Raw genomic sequence first — 13,203 nt, 5'->3', positions numbered from 1 at the left:
CCGAAGGTCCACGCCAACCCATGCAGCCAGAAGCTTGGCTTGATCGGCTGATTGAAGCTGAATTGGCGGATAGGCAAGCACGCAGCTTGCGTTATCAGCTCAAGGCGGCGCGTTTCCCCATTCACCGAGACCTGACCGGAATCGACTGGTCAGAGACCTCGCTGCCGCCAGCCCAGATTGAGCAACTGGCGAGCGCTGCGTTTATGGAGAGTGCGCACAATCTGATTCTGGTAGGTGGAACGGGCACGGGTAAAACGCATCTGGCCACGGCACTGGGTGTGGCAGCGATCCATCAGGGTAAGCGGGTTCGCTTTTACAACGCAGTTGATTTAGTCAACCAACTGGAACGGGAAAAGCAGCAAGGGAGAGCCGGTAGTCTGGCCAAGCAGTTGATACAGATCGATGCGGTGATCCTTGATGAGCTGGGGTATCTCCCCTTCCCGGCATCGGGTGGTGCGTTGCTGTTTCACTTGATCAGTCAGCTCTATGAGAAGACTTCCCTGATCATCACGACCAATCTTAGCTTCGGCGAATGGGTGTCGGTGTTTGGCGACGCCAAGATGACCACGGCCTTGCTGGATCGCATCACGCATCACTGCGACATTCTGGAAACGGGTAATGATTCCTACCGATTCAAACACCGCAAGAAAGGGTCGAAGACGTACTGAGTAAATGGAAAGAATTGGACGCTGTTACCTGGTAACTATTGGGCGCTGTTTGACACCTTTGATGAAGCTGCACTTAGATGGCTGAAAGATCAAAGCCATAAAAGTAGCATCAAAGGTGATGCATCCAAGATTCGACGTTTAAGACCGTTCTTTGTCAATACGCAGTTGCATAAAATTACAGCAGACCAATGCAAGAAGGCTGTTCTTGAAGCGGCTCCCGAAGCAGGTAAGGCTACCCATAATCGATATCTTGCCCTGTTACGTGCGCTTCTTCGAAAAGCAGAGAAAGAGTGGGACTGGATAGAAAAAGCCCCTCACATTAGCCTGTTCCACGAAGCAACCTGTCGCATTCGTTGGATCACTCCCGAAGAGGCACAGAGGCTTATTTCTTTCTTGCCTAAGCACCTTGTACCGGTCGTTCAGATTGCATTGGCTACAGGGCTGCGTCGATCAAATGTATATGGCCTAAAGTGGGACCAAATCAATATGCAAAAACATATTGCTTGGATACATCCCGATGAAGCCAAGGCACGCCGCGCCATTGGCGTTCCTCTGAACAAAACGGCGATAGAAGCGCTTCTTTCTCGTTTGGGAAAACACCATGAATTTGTGTTTACTTTTCGAGGAAAGCCCCTTAAGGGTGTATCTGACAGTGCATTCAAAAAAGCATGTCAGCTAGCAGGGATTCAAGACTTTCGTTTTCATGACCTACGCCATACTTGGGCAAGCTGGCTGATACAGGCAGGGGTAGGGCTCGCCGAACTTCAGAAGCTAGGAGGCTGGGAAACCATGGCAATGGTTATGCGTTACGCACATTTAGCGCCCGACCACCTTCGCAAGCACACCTGGCATATCGACAACCTTATGGCAGATTTTAGCCATACCGAGGAAACAAGCCCTAATCTAGAAAGAAAAATAGCTTAGCGTGGCAGCGCTAAGCTATTGAATCTACTACTAGAATTTTTGGTGCCCGGGGCCGGAATCGAACCGGCACAGCTTTCGCCGAGAGATTTTAAGTCTCTTGTGTCTACCAGTTTCACCACCCGGGCATACGACTGGAAAGTGGAGGCGGGTCCCGGAATCGAACCGGGATGGACGGATTTGCAATCAGTGGTTAATTTTTTTGTTATCAAGCACTTAGTATAATTTCCTTCTACAATTTCAAAATTTTTGGGCTTTTTTCGCCTAATAACTACGGTGAGCGCGCCTCGAATTGTAGAACACGAAATGTGGAGTTTTTGCGCGTTGAGGGGTAACAGATTGGCTCGCTGCCGAATCTTACGTAAGGACCGCCAACAGCCATTAGCGGCCATTTAACGATGCATTAAAATGTATGCAATGAGCGACGCCTCAAAGTGTAAACAACCATCTCTGATTCTTGATTCAGATAATTTGGAACCTGTACCTGCATATCAATTCAGAGGGTCCTACCCTTATCTCTACTTCGGACTCTCATTCTCACGCGTTCGTGACATCTTGGTGGTGCAATAACATCGGTTGTCCTAGGTGGGACACGTTGATAGCCCCTTCCGGTGGTTAACAACCGTTAATTTGATAGTCATCACCTAAAACAAACCTAGCTTTGATGGTGCAAATAAACTGGCTGTCAACGCCTGTCATTCAGGGAGAATGGAAATGAAAATTTGCTCCATACTTTGTTTGCGCAAAGTCGGAGATTTTTGAGAGGATGTATTTATGATTAGAAAAATCGTATTGATATTTATTTTGGCGATAGCAGCTAATTTGATGGTTGGCTTTGGTACGTGTGGTGTCATCGGCTTGGTGTTCGGAGACCAAAGTTTTTCTATAATCGGTATTGGCACTGCAATTACCTTGTTTTTTATTTGTCGTTCGATAATTCGGGCGATAGCCCCGCCACCAAATAAGGTTGAGTCCAGTAGTGAAAAAATAATCGATCCGTCGGATGACAGATGAACGGCATTGTCCTCTCGGCCAAGGTGGCACAGTTCATCCATAGTAGTTTCGAGTGGCTTGGGCTGGCTGTTGGGGTACAGATGTATCGCCTATTACGTCATCGGCGAGGCGCACCTGGTATATTTGAAACGAATACGTATGTAGTTATGCTGGCCTGCATTCTTGGCTCGGCCATCGGCAATAAACTGGTTTTTTGGTTTGAGTACCCTCATCTCTGGGCAACCCGTGCCCATGATGTCGCTGCCTGGTTTTCTGGACAATCGATTGTGGGTGGCTTACTGGGCGGCCTCGTCGGGGTGGAGGTGGCCAAGCGTATTGTGGGCATTTCCTACTCCACAGGGGATGACTTTGTATTGCCACTCATGGCGGGCACCATCATTGGCCGCATAGGTTGTTTTTTGGCCGGTTTACATGACGCGACTTATGGTAGTGCCACCACCTTGCCATGGGGGGTCAATTTTGGCGATGGTGTGTTGCGTCATCCAACCCAAGTTTACGATATGCTGTTTGTAGCGCTGTGGGGAGGCTGGTTGTGGCATCAGCGCGCTAAACTCAATAGTCAGTCAGGCCTCTTGTTTAAAGGGTATCTCTCCGGATATTTAGTTTGGCGTTTGTTGGTAGATAGCATTAAGCCTGTACCTTATGCCTATCTTTGGCAATGGAGTGGTATTCAGTGGGTGTGTCTTGTCGCTTTGATCTTGTATCTACCGTTTGTTATTCACGCTGTCATTCGCGCTTCAATTCATTGGCGAATAAAAAATAATGGCTAAAATCCGCCCCTATCTGTTTTACGACACGACCACCTCACTTTGCTCAACTTGTCTTTATCCCGTTGAAGCCAAAATTCTCTTCAAGGATGAGGCAGTGTTTATGGACAAGTGGTGCCCGGCTCATGGCACCGAGCGTGTGTTGGTGAGTGATGATGTGGCTTACTACCGACTATGTCGTGAAGTATTCGTTAAGCACCCGGAAATGCCGCAAATTTTCAACACGCATATGGAGTATGGCTGCCCTTACGATTGTGGTTTATGCCCTGACCATATGCAGCATTCCTGCCTTTCTATTATTGAAATTACTGACCATTGCAATCTTAATTGCCCAGTTTGCTATGCCGAAAGTGGTACGCAACGTTTAACGCACAAATCGTACGACGATGTGCTGCGAATGCTTGATGCCGTTGTCGCCAATGAGGGCGCGCCAGATGTGGTGCAGATTTCGGGTGGTGAGCCAACATTGCACCCACAATTTTGGGAAATTCTGGACGCTGCTCGTGCCCGGCCTATTCGTCATTTAATGATAAATACTAACGGCGTTGTTTTGGCGCAGGACAAAGCATTTGTCAAAAAACTAGCCACCTATGCCCCAGGGCTGGAAGTGTATTTGCAATTCGATTCTTTCCGTGCCGAGGCACATAAAGAACTGCGGGGCGCAGACCTAACCCGTATTCGCCGTCAAGCACTGGAAAATCTGAATGAGGTTGGTTTATCCACGACCCTGGTAGTCACCCTGAAAAAGGGCCTAAATGATGATGAGATCGGCACCATTATAGACTATGCCTTAACTCAACCCTGTGTACGCGGGGTGACCTTACAGCCGATTCAAGATGCCGGAAGGGTGAAAGACTATGATCCGCGCCTTCATCGCCTTACGGTATCGGAAATCCGTCGCAAGATCACTGAGCAGAGTAGCCTATTTACCTTATCCGACATCGTGCCTGTACCGTGCAATCCAGACACACTGGCGATGGGTTATGCCCTGAAGCAGGATGGCAAAGTTGTGCCACTGACACGTTATCTCGACCCGCAAACCTTGGTAGAAGGCAGTAGCAACACCATCGTATTCGAGCGTGATGAGGCCTTCAAGCAAGGCATGAAAAACCAAATATTCAAGCTGTTTTCAACCAACCATTCGCCAGAATCACAGGCCAATTGTTTATCAGAATTGATGTGCTGTTTGCCGATGATTGCTGCACCACAGCAGTTGCGCTATGACAATGTATTTCGGGTTCTGATTGTGCAGTTCATGGATGCCTATTCTCTCGATGTTCGCGCGTTGAAAAAGTCCTGTATCCACTTTGCACAGGCGGATGGAAAACTGATTCCATTCGAGAGTTACAACTTGCTGTACCGCGATGGTAAGCAAAGCCAACTGGCAGCGATTCGACAGACATTGGCACAAGGCTTTATGGCACGTCAGCCACCTTCTGGGCATGTGTCCTCAGGGGCGATGCCAATAACAGAGCCTGTGCCAATTAAATGGGTGGCCCAGCAAAAAAATACCTCAAGTTTAATAGAGACAAAATTACCCAAGTGATGACTGTCTCCTTTGGGTTGAACTCAGCCCCTCATTACATGCTCGTTTCCATTCAGCTGTGAAAGTGCATGCATAGAGTGCATGAAAACGCATGATTTTTTGCACCCTTCCGACCGCTTCCCCCGCCAGTACTGACGCGGATTTAGCCTAGTTTTGCTGGTGCATGAAAACCGCTCTATTAAGTGCGCGGGCGTGGCGGGGATACGAGCGCGCGCGCCGGGGTGAAACGGGCTAAAACATGCCTATTTTTTAAGCAGACTGCCCACGCTCCCAAAAATTCAGTAACAGGCTTCCTTCCCTTGATGTGGCCCAATAGATCGCGCAAGATGCAGCCTCTGCGGACGTAGAGCAACGAATGGAAGGCAACACCAGTGCAAGCGAGCCTCAATGCCTTTAAAGCCCCTTTGCGGGTCAAGTACGCGCAAGCGGTAATATGCCCATGCGATGACTTCACAGGTAATGCGTATGTCGGGTAGGCCAATCATCGTCTTAGGTGACGCTACAGACCACGGCGGCCAAGTCATTGGCGGAGATATGACAGCTACCATTGAAGGCAAGCCTATTGCTCGCGTCGGCGACATGGTGTCCTGTCCAAAGTGCAACGGCACCTACCCCATTGTTGAGGGCGTTATGGATACGATGTTTAGTACCATGCCCGTAGCGGTCCACGGTCATAAGACCGCCTGTGGGGCGACATTAATCGGTTCACAAACCCTGTTCCTTGTCCATGTAGAGGCGGACAATGCATATCGGAGTGGACCGGATCCGACACAAGATAGGGCAACGTCTAGGGCATCAGCGGCAGCCACTTCTGCTACCTTGGCAGAATCTGCCGCAGTTGGCTTTGACCGTAGATTTCAGCTTTTGGACAATCTAACAGGCGTTCCATTAGCGAAGCAGAGCTACCGGCTGCATGGCCCTTCCGGCTCTGTCGAAGGGGTAACGGATGAGGAAGGTTTCACCAAAGCAATCAATACAGGGCAAAGCGCTAACCAAATTCAGGTCGAAATTATTGGAGAAGGTTGGCCGGAGAACGTCAAATGACCTCACAAACCCTTAATCCTAAGGTGGTACAGCGAGAGGTTGCCCAGTCCACGCCAGTCAGCGATAAGACGCCTAAGCAGATTTCGAGTAATGAGTTCGGCGATGCAATCCGAGCCCTTGAATCTGAGTTAGCTTCATTTACAGCGCATGCGATTAATGATGATGCTGTCAGGGCTGACTATAGGAAAAAGACACAAGCAGCAGTTAATGAAATTATCGATGCTGTTAAGCAGCGTAAGCTGACTCCCCATGAGGGAGCACAAGCGGCGAATGCCTTGCGAAATCAGATTATGGAATTATCCAGAAGCAACCTAACGAGTTTCGGCCTCGCCTACTCAAAAAGTCTTAAGGAAACCGGCAAGACTATTGCCGAATTAGAGCAAAAGTATGCGCTGAAGCTTTTCAGTAAAGATTTTGCCACGGTGACCCCATCAGAAAGGGAAGCTGTATGGCGGGAGATTATTGATCGGGCTGGAGCAAGTAACGGTGCAGTAAATCGCGTCAGCCGAGTTGCAGGCAATGCTGGGCGTGCTCTGTTGATTGCCTCATTGGCAATCGCTGTTTACTCAGTAGCCACTGCTGACGATAAGCCGCGTGAAGCGGCTAAGCAGGCTACCGGACTTGGTGCGGGCATTGCTGGTGGGGCTGCTGGTGGCGCAGCTATTGTTGCTATCGCAAGCGGCCCAGTTGGTTGGTTAGCTGTTGGGCTGGGTGTTATCGTAGGCGCTGCATTAGCTGGCATTGGTGCAAACGAAACCTTCGATTACTTTTGGCCAGAGAAATAATTGACCTTTCTAATTGTCTTTGCTGCCGGCGCTATTTGGTTTGCTCCCTATATTTATGTTCATATGCGAGCAATGAAAAGCTGGACGCTAGAAGCCGCGGGAGAAGATGACCCGGAGCCCGAGCTATCTAAACTAAAAATAGTGCTCCTGAGAATTTTCTTTGTTGTGTGGACGCTGATACCGGTCGTGCTATTCATTTGGTACAAATCCACATAAAGACCGCCCCGAAAACCGGCATGAATGAAAAACTACATGCGGTTGGCGCAAGCTACGGCGTGATTAAATACAATGGTTCTGGTGAAGATAAGCCGCATTGGTCAACGGACGGGCGTTAACCATGTCAACACGCATTCCCTTCTTGGTTATCTTGGCCATTGCCAATATGGCATTTGCTTCTGGTGAAGTCTCCATCCCCAAAGATGTAGAGCGTTTCATTAAAAAGCGGGAAGGGTGTGACCACTTTCGTGGCGAGGTTGCCGACACCAATGATAAGAAGCGGCAGAAAGACATTCAGTCGAATATCAAAAAGCTCTGTGCAGGGACAGACCGCCAGCTAAATACGCTGTTGAAGAAATACAAAGGCAAGGCTTTTATCATCGAACGGCTCAGCGAGTTTGAGCCTGATATTGAAGCGCCGTAAAGAAACCTACCCAAAACAATGAAAATGATGATGCTCGCGGCTTTGAGCCTCTCGCTTGCGGCATGTGGCGAAAAACCTAGGGAGACTTGGATAGCCGGAAAAGATATTCCTGCCTACAAAGCAGTAAATGATGATCTACGAACGCCGGCATTCATCATCAAATCTGGTGAGACGTGCCAAGCGGGGGAAACCAGTTTCGGCAAGGTTGATGCGTACACGCATGTCATTTGCACTTCTGGCACTGGGTGGGTTACGGAGAGCGAACATTTCAAAAAAAGCAGCGATAACGACTAAGCCACCCAATCAGGCGGCTTAATCGTTAGTTAGCGGTCTTGCTTCTCTTTTGTTAGCACGTAGGGGTCAAACCTGATTACCTCCTGCCCTAGCCACTCGTTCAGTTCCTTCATTCGGTTTTGTAGCGGTATCAGTTCGTTGCGCACGAATACTTCGGCTGCTTTGCTCGCATCACCGAACCCGCCTGTGTTGCTGGGGATGATGCCCATCATTTGCGGGGGTACGCGGTGGGCGGCCAGCATGTCGTCGCGGGTTACATTCTTGATGCCGAGAAATTCATCCTTGGCGGCAACCTCAGATAGCGGGATGACCTGCATGCCGTCTTTCTTGCCGCCTGGAGCGTACATAAACAGGTTGCGGAAATTGCCGGGGCCTTTGCTGTTCTTCATGGCCTCGCGTAGTGCTTCCACGTCTTGCTGGCTGTGGGCCGGGTCGGTGAGGTACAGAATCAAGCCGGCATGGCTGCCGTTGAGGTAGTACTTGCGTCGAAACAGCGTGGCGCTTTCGTTTAGCCATGTGCTGTGATTGGCGCTGAGGTAGTCGGGCAGGCCGTAAATCTCCTGATTGATGTCGGGTTCGTACAGGTGGAACACCTCACCCGTTTCGAACTTATGCGCTTCCTTTGCGCCGCCAACAAACCAATACGTGTCGAGGTCCACCCCGCGCCGGGTGTATTTGGCGAGCGTGGGCTCCAATGCCAGCAGCTTGCCGGTAACGGCCCGCTTGCATTCAAGGTAGGCATTCCCAAACGCCAGATAGTCGAGAACAAAGCGCGTGAAATCCGACCGCGTTAGCAGCGGGTGCGGCTGGTAGCAACTCACCAAGATATTGCGCTTCACCTGCATGGCGCTGCTGTGATAAACGGCGGCGCGATAAGTGCGCGCCAAGCCATCTAGGCTAATCGGCGGTTCGTACCATTTGTTGCCCATCGTGGGGCATTCGAGCAGGTCCAACAGTTCGCGGCGGTCAAGAACGGGGACCGGCTCGCCAAAGGTGAACGCCTCGAATTTACCGGCTGGCGGTGGTGGGCTTGGGGCTGCTGGCGCAGTCGGGCGTGGTTGTTTGTGTTTGCGCATTAAAATATCTCCATAAAGCCGCTATTGGCGGGACTCATACCCTCTAGGGGCTCATTGGCTAAAGCGTGCATGCATGCCCACGCTAAGTCGGCGTGGCTGACTTCTTCGGAGCGACTGGCCTCAAAGGTGGCTTGGCGTCCGCTGGGGGTGATGGTCTTGCGAATCGCCATAAAGGCAGCGGCGAGGTCGGTCCAACCCGCATCGAATTCGAAGCGGCCGTGGCTGATGACATCCAGCGCTTTCAATACAAGGCGGGTTTTGACATCCACCGAGTAGTTGAACGGTTTCACCATCGGAAAAAACTGCTTCACAAGCTGGAACACACCCTGACCGATACCTGTTGTATCAATACCGATATGGGTCACGTTGTAGGTTTCGGTGATCTGCTTGATCTTGGCCGCTTGTTCCGCAAAATCCAGCCCGTTGAATTGGTACTTGGCCAGGACGCGAAACTTGCCCCCCGCGACCAAGGGCGGGGCGATGACAACGAGGCCAGCACTGTCGCCGGTGTGGGCAGGGTCATAGCCGACCCAGACCGGGCGATAGCCAAACGGGCGGGCGGCGAATGGTTTGAAGTCGTGCCATTCCGTCCAGCTATCAACCATGCAACGTTGCAGCATGGCGAACGGGAAGACGCTTTGCCCATCGTCGATGAACTCACACATAAAGAGCTGGGCGAATTCGTCCGCGCTGTTTTCCAGTTTCAACTGTTCAATGTCGAACAGGTTGCAGCCGCGGGCGGTGGCGTCCTGAATGGTGACGATTTGCCGCCATTGCCCATCCTCGCAGCGTCGCCCACCCGCGAGCGCGGCGTGGCTGACATCCAGCGTGATATGTTCAGACTTGGGCCGGCCTTTGTTGAAGAGCTTGCCAGACCAAAACGGGTAAGCCTCATGGCTAAGGGCCGACGGCGTGGAAAAAAACGTCGTGCGCCATTTCGCGTGACTCGCCATTGCGCCAGCGACCTTGCGTAGTTCCTGGAAGCGCGGAATCCAAAAGTATTCATCCACATACAGATTGCCGTGATAGCTCTGCGCGGTGCGGCTGTTGGTGCCGAGAAAGATCAATTCCGCACCATTGGGCAGCTTGATCGGATCGCCGCGCAGCTCAATGCCGACCTCTTTGGCGAAGTCCACGATATAGCTTTTGAACTGGTGCGCCTGGGCCTTGCTGGCAGATAGGAAAACCTGATTCCGCCCGGTTTGCAGCGCATCAATCAGCGCCTCGCGAGCAAAGTAATACGTTGCGCCAATCTGTCGGCTCTTGAGCAGGTTTCTAAAACGCTGCTTTTTGCCTGCCTCGTGCCATTCGCGCTGATAGGCAAACATCGAATCCATGAAGCACGCGACCAGCTGCGCCTGTTGCGCTTCGGTGATGGCGTTTCTTTCGGGCGGCTTGCGCGGGCCTTTGTTGCGGTTGGCTACGTTGGGGTTCAGGTCGGCTTCATTGCCGCCATTGCTGTACTTGCGCACGCGGGCGGCGCGTTCCAACTGTCGGCCAAGTAAGTCGATTTCCTTGTAGTCCGCACCGTCCTTTGTCTCTTTGCTAATCAGTTGCTGCATGCGGCATTCAAGCGATGCCTCAACGCGGTCTATCGCGTCGCTCATGTCCCATTCGTCGCGGCGTTTCCAGCTATGTACCGTGGTGGCCTTTTCCCCGAGATGTTCGGCAATCCTGCCGACGCGCCAACCCTGCCAATAGAGCGCACGGGCATAACGCCGGGGATCTAGTTGGGTTGTGTCTAAGGTCGGTGATTTGGTCATGCCGCCATGTTGGCGACCTGCTGCGCGCCTGCCACGCGATGGCGTTTGTGGGTTCATTCCACACAATGGCGCGGCGTTGAGGTGGGGAAGGGGTGCGCGGAATATGGCGGCATTACTTAACGGAACCTGCCAATGAAATTCTTCCGCATCGCCCAAGCCGGGGCAACGACTGATGGCCGCGAGATTTCCGCCGAATTAATCGACCAAGCCGCCAAAAACTACAACCGCGACAAGTACACCGCTCTCGTCAATCTTGAACACTATCGCGGGATCGTGCCGGATAGTCCGTTCAAGTCTTACGGCGAAGTCGTTGCGCTAAAGGCTGAGGACGTGGACGGCAAGCGCACGCTGTTTGCGCAAATCAACCCCACACCCGAACTGGTTGCCTTGAACAAGGCCCGGCAGAAGCTGTTTAGCTCCATCGAGCTGGACCCGAATTTTGCGAGAACGGGAGAAGGGTATCTCGTTGGTCTCGCCGTCACAGACAGGCCGGCCAGCCTGGGTACCGAGATGCTGAAGTTTGCCGCTGGCATGGGAGAGAACAGCCCGGTTGCCGAGCCGCTAGAACTCAACCTAGAGACCGAGTCCACCGAGGGCACGGAATCCTTACTCGATAAGTTCAACCGGTTCACCAGCCCGCTGAAGTCCAGCAAATCCAAGACCGACCAGCAATACGGTGATGTCCGACAGGTGCTTGATGCCGTTGCCGAAAGCATGAAAACCCAGGTCGACGAGATTACCGAGCTGCGCGATACCGTGAACCGCCTGGAAACCGAGCTAAAGCAGGACCGCGACAACTTCAGCGCATTGAAACAGACGCTGAACGCCACGCCGACCGGTACCCCGCGCCCAACGGCGTCGGGTGGCAATAGCGGCCTCGTCCTGACCGATTGCTGAGCCGCCCTTATCTAAGAAGAGAGAAAACCAATATGCGTAATGAAACCCGCACGCAGTTCAACGCCTTTTTAAGCCAAGTTGCCACCCTGAACGGCGTGAGCGATGCCACGCAAAAGTTTGCCGTTGACCCCAGCATTCAACAGAAGCTGGAAACCAAGATGCAGGAATCGAGTGATTTCCTCAGCCGCATCAATATCAGCGGTGTACGCGACCTCGAAGAAGAAAAGCTCGGGCTCGGTATCGGCGGCCCGCTGGCCAGCCGTACCGATACCAATGCCAAGGACCGCCAAACGGTGGACCTGAGCACCTTGGATGCCCAAAAGTACCGCTGCGAGAAAACCAACTCGGATACCCATATTCGCTATGGCAAGCTGGATATGTGGGCCAAGTTTGCTGACTTCCAAGCCAAGATACGCGACGCCATCGTGCGCCGGCAGGCACTGGACCGCATCACCGTCGGTTTTAACGGGGTGCGGGTGGCCGCCAATAGCGACCGGGTGGCTAATCCCTTGCTGCAAGATGTCAATAAGGGCTGGTTGCAGCACTACCGCGAGCACAAAGAAGGTGCGCGGGTGTTGAAGGAAGTCAAAGCCGGCTCGGGTAAGATCAAGGTCGGAGAAGGCATCGGCAAAGCCGATGGCTACGTGAATCTGGATGCCCTGGTGTTTGACATCGTGGCTAGCCTGATTGACCCGTGGCACCAAGAGAGCAACGACTTGGTGGTGATTTGCGGCCGCGCTTTGCTGCACGACAAGTATTTCCCGCTGGTCAATAAAAACCACCTGCCCAGCGAGACCGCTGCCGCCGACCTCATCATTAGCCAGAACCGCATTGGCAACCTGCCAGCGGCGCGGGTGCCGTACTTCCCGCCCAATGCCCTACTGGTGACCACTTACGACAACCTGTCTATCTACTGGCAGGAGGGCAGCCGCCGCCGTACCGTGGTGGACAACGCCAAGCGCGACCAAATCGAAAACTACGAGTCGAGCAACGACGCCTATGTGGTGGAAGACTTCGGCGCGGGTGCTTTCGCCGAGAACATCGAACTGGTGGTGGCCTGATGACCAGCCCCGCTCAAGCCCACGCGATGCGCATCGCTGCCCTGCTGCAAGCCGACCGGAGCGACACGGATAGGACGAATGCAACCGGGTACGAACTCATGCTAGCCAAGCTGCATGCTGACCTACGCCGCCTCAAGCAGATAGAAAGCACCACCAAAAAGATCGCCGTCAAGCGTGAACTGCTGCCCGATTACATCCCTTGGGTAGAGGGCGCCCTTCAAGGCAGCGGCGCGCAAGACGACGTGCTGATGACGATTTTGGTCTGGCGCATTGATGCCGGCGATTGGCAAGGCGCGCTCGACATTGCCGCCTATGCGCTGCGCTTCAATCTGTCATTGCCCGATCAGTTTGACCGCAACCTACCTTGCCTGATTGCCGAAGAGTTTGCCGACCAAGCGGAACGCGGTGAGCCGGTGCCGGTGGCGATGCTGACCGCGACCGACGCCCTGCTGGCTGATAAGGACATGCCCGACCAAGTCCGCGCCAAGCTGGCCAAGGCCATAGGCTACGCCTTGATTCGGTGCGCTGACACATTACCGCCCGATGCGTCGGCAGGCTTGAAACAGCAGGCGCTTGAGCACTTCCAGCGTGCCGTCAAATTGCACGACAAGGTGGGCGTTAAAAAAGACCTTGAACGGCTCGAACGTGAGCTAAAGAACTTGGCCCCGGTAGCGGATAGCCCCGCTGCTGGTGGTTGATACCGAGCGTTCCCCCGCGCAGGCGGCAG

At 52.8% G+C, this 13,203-nt stretch carries 14 protein-coding genes and 1 tRNA gene; 11 read left to right on the top strand and 4 right to left on the bottom strand.

Annotated elements, in window-relative coordinates:
• Window positions 1-668 (top strand): IS21-like element helper ATPase IstB (istB, locus tag CSQ89_RS11620; protein WP_199065460.1); only part of this gene is annotated, 668 nt, incomplete at its 5' end.
• 165 nt (window positions 669-833) lie between these two features.
• Window positions 834-1,592, top strand: a complete 759-nt coding sequence (locus CSQ89_RS11615) for a site-specific integrase (protein WP_199065457.1) — start codon at window positions 834-836, stop codon at window positions 1,590-1,592.
• A gap of 40 nt (window positions 1,593-1,632) precedes the next feature.
• On the opposite strand, the gene CSQ89_RS11610 is transcribed toward CSQ89_RS11615, so the two are convergent.
• Together CSQ89_RS11610 and CSQ89_RS22075 are read right to left on the bottom strand one after the other, a co-directional pair.
• Window positions 1,633-1,717 (bottom strand) — tRNA-Leu (locus tag CSQ89_RS11610).
• Window positions 1,718-2,284: 567 nt separating this feature from the next.
• Entirely contained in the window at window positions 2,285-2,644 is a 360-nt protein-coding gene (locus CSQ89_RS22075; protein WP_139022934.1) for a hypothetical protein, read from the bottom strand.
• Between CSQ89_RS22075 and CSQ89_RS11600 the strand changes: the two genes are divergently transcribed.
• The 6 genes from CSQ89_RS11600 to CSQ89_RS11575 all read left to right on the top strand — a co-directional run bounded on the left by CSQ89_RS11600 (window position 2,600) and on the right by CSQ89_RS11575 (window position 7,679).
• On the top strand, window positions 2,600-3,373 hold the full coding sequence (locus tag CSQ89_RS11600; RefSeq protein ID WP_222103430.1) for a prolipoprotein diacylglyceryl transferase: 774 nt from the start codon (window positions 2,600-2,602) through the stop codon (window positions 3,371-3,373). The genes CSQ89_RS22075 and CSQ89_RS11600 overlap by 45 nt on opposite strands.
• The gene (locus CSQ89_RS11595; RefSeq protein ID WP_255435391.1) at window positions 3,366-4,916 is read left to right on the top strand and encodes a radical SAM protein; all 1,551 of its coding nucleotides are present in this window, start codon (window positions 3,366-3,368) and stop codon (window positions 4,914-4,916) included. The genes CSQ89_RS11600 and CSQ89_RS11595 overlap by 8 nt, the downstream gene beginning before the upstream one ends.
• Before the next feature lie 444 nt (window positions 4,917-5,360).
• Window positions 5,361-5,960 (top strand): PAAR domain-containing protein, encoded by a 600-nt coding sequence (locus tag CSQ89_RS11590; RefSeq protein WP_099406321.1) that lies wholly within the window; start codon window positions 5,361-5,363, stop codon window positions 5,958-5,960.
• Complete coding sequence (locus tag CSQ89_RS11585; RefSeq protein WP_099406320.1) at window positions 5,957-6,745, top strand: hypothetical protein; 789 nt, start codon at window positions 5,957-5,959, stop codon at window positions 6,743-6,745. Before CSQ89_RS11590 ends, CSQ89_RS11585 begins: the two co-directional genes overlap by 4 nt.
• A gap of 337 nt (window positions 6,746-7,082) precedes the next feature.
• The gene (locus CSQ89_RS11580) at window positions 7,083-7,385 is read left to right on the top strand and encodes a hypothetical protein (protein ID WP_099406319.1); all 303 of its coding nucleotides are present in this window, start codon (window positions 7,083-7,085) and stop codon (window positions 7,383-7,385) included.
• A 24-nt stretch (window positions 7,386-7,409) separates the two neighbouring features.
• Entirely contained in the window at window positions 7,410-7,679 is a 270-nt protein-coding gene (locus CSQ89_RS11575; protein ID WP_139022935.1) for a hypothetical protein, read from the top strand.
• Window positions 7,680-7,708: 29 nt separating this feature from the next.
• Here the strand turns inward: CSQ89_RS11575 and CSQ89_RS11570 are convergent, their stop codons facing one another.
• Window positions 7,709-8,755, bottom strand: coding sequence for a phage portal protein (locus tag CSQ89_RS11570; RefSeq protein WP_099406317.1), 1,047 nt, complete (start codon window positions 8,753-8,755; stop codon window positions 7,709-7,711).
• A complete protein-coding gene (locus CSQ89_RS11565; RefSeq protein WP_099406326.1) occupies window positions 8,755-10,518 on the bottom strand; it encodes a terminase ATPase subunit family protein in 1,764 nt (587 codons plus the stop codon). The genes CSQ89_RS11570 and CSQ89_RS11565 overlap by 1 nt, the downstream gene beginning before the upstream one ends.
• Before the next feature lie 132 nt (window positions 10,519-10,650).
• Here CSQ89_RS11565 and CSQ89_RS11560 point away from each other — a divergent pair, with 132 nt between their 5' ends.
• Genes CSQ89_RS11560 through gpM form a run of 3 tightly spaced genes read left to right on the top strand, consistent with a single transcriptional unit; the run spans window position 10,651 to window position 13,174 of the window.
• Entirely contained in the window at window positions 10,651-11,415 is a 765-nt protein-coding gene (locus tag CSQ89_RS11560; RefSeq protein WP_099406316.1) for a GPO family capsid scaffolding protein, read from the top strand.
• Between the two features lie 32 nt (window positions 11,416-11,447).
• Window positions 11,448-12,476, top strand: a complete 1,029-nt coding sequence (locus tag CSQ89_RS11555) for a phage major capsid protein, P2 family (RefSeq protein ID WP_099406315.1) — start codon at window positions 11,448-11,450, stop codon at window positions 12,474-12,476.
• On the top strand, window positions 12,476-13,174 hold the full coding sequence (gpM, locus tag CSQ89_RS11550) for a phage terminase small subunit (protein ID WP_099406314.1): 699 nt from the start codon (window positions 12,476-12,478) through the stop codon (window positions 13,172-13,174). The genes CSQ89_RS11555 and gpM overlap by 1 nt, the downstream gene beginning before the upstream one ends.
• The last annotated feature ends 29 nt before the right edge of the window (window positions 13,175-13,203 follow it).

Source organism: Chitinimonas sp. BJB300 (assembly GCF_002735695.1).
Classification (GTDB): domain Bacteria; phylum Pseudomonadota; class Gammaproteobacteria; order Burkholderiales; family Chitinimonadaceae; genus Chitinimonas.
This window is presented reverse-complemented; position numbering and strand designations above follow the sequence as displayed.

Excerpts from the sequence above, each read along its gene's own strand:
- CSQ89_RS11600 (WP_222103430.1), top strand. The coding sequence starts at position 2,600 with ATGAACGGCATTGTCCTCTCGGCCAAGGTGGCACAGTTCATCCATAGT.
- CSQ89_RS22075 (WP_139022934.1), bottom strand. The coding sequence starts at position 2,644 with ATGGATGAACTGTGCCACCTTGGCCGAGAGGACAATGCCGTTCATCTG.
- CSQ89_RS11595 (WP_255435391.1), top strand. The coding sequence starts at position 3,366 with ATGGCTAAAATCCGCCCCTATCTGTTTTACGACACGACCACCTCACTT.
- CSQ89_RS11590 (WP_099406321.1), top strand. The coding sequence starts at position 5,361 with ATGACTTCACAGGTAATGCGTATGTCGGGTAGGCCAATCATCGTCTTA.
- CSQ89_RS11585 (WP_099406320.1), top strand. The coding sequence starts at position 5,957 with ATGACCTCACAAACCCTTAATCCTAAGGTGGTACAGCGAGAGGTTGCC.
- CSQ89_RS11580 (WP_099406319.1), top strand. The coding sequence starts at position 7,083 with ATGTCAACACGCATTCCCTTCTTGGTTATCTTGGCCATTGCCAATATG.
- CSQ89_RS11575 (WP_139022935.1), top strand. The coding sequence starts at position 7,410 with ATGATGATGCTCGCGGCTTTGAGCCTCTCGCTTGCGGCATGTGGCGAA.
- CSQ89_RS11570 (WP_099406317.1), bottom strand. The coding sequence starts at position 8,755 with ATGCGCAAACACAAACAACCACGCCCGACTGCGCCAGCAGCCCCAAGC.
- CSQ89_RS11565 (WP_099406326.1), bottom strand. The coding sequence starts at position 10,518 with ATGACCAAATCACCGACCTTAGACACAACCCAACTAGATCCCCGGCGT.
- CSQ89_RS11560 (WP_099406316.1), top strand. The coding sequence starts at position 10,651 with ATGAAATTCTTCCGCATCGCCCAAGCCGGGGCAACGACTGATGGCCGC.
- CSQ89_RS11555 (WP_099406315.1), top strand. The coding sequence starts at position 11,448 with ATGCGTAATGAAACCCGCACGCAGTTCAACGCCTTTTTAAGCCAAGTT.
- gpM (WP_099406314.1), top strand. The coding sequence starts at position 12,476 with ATGACCAGCCCCGCTCAAGCCCACGCGATGCGCATCGCTGCCCTGCTG.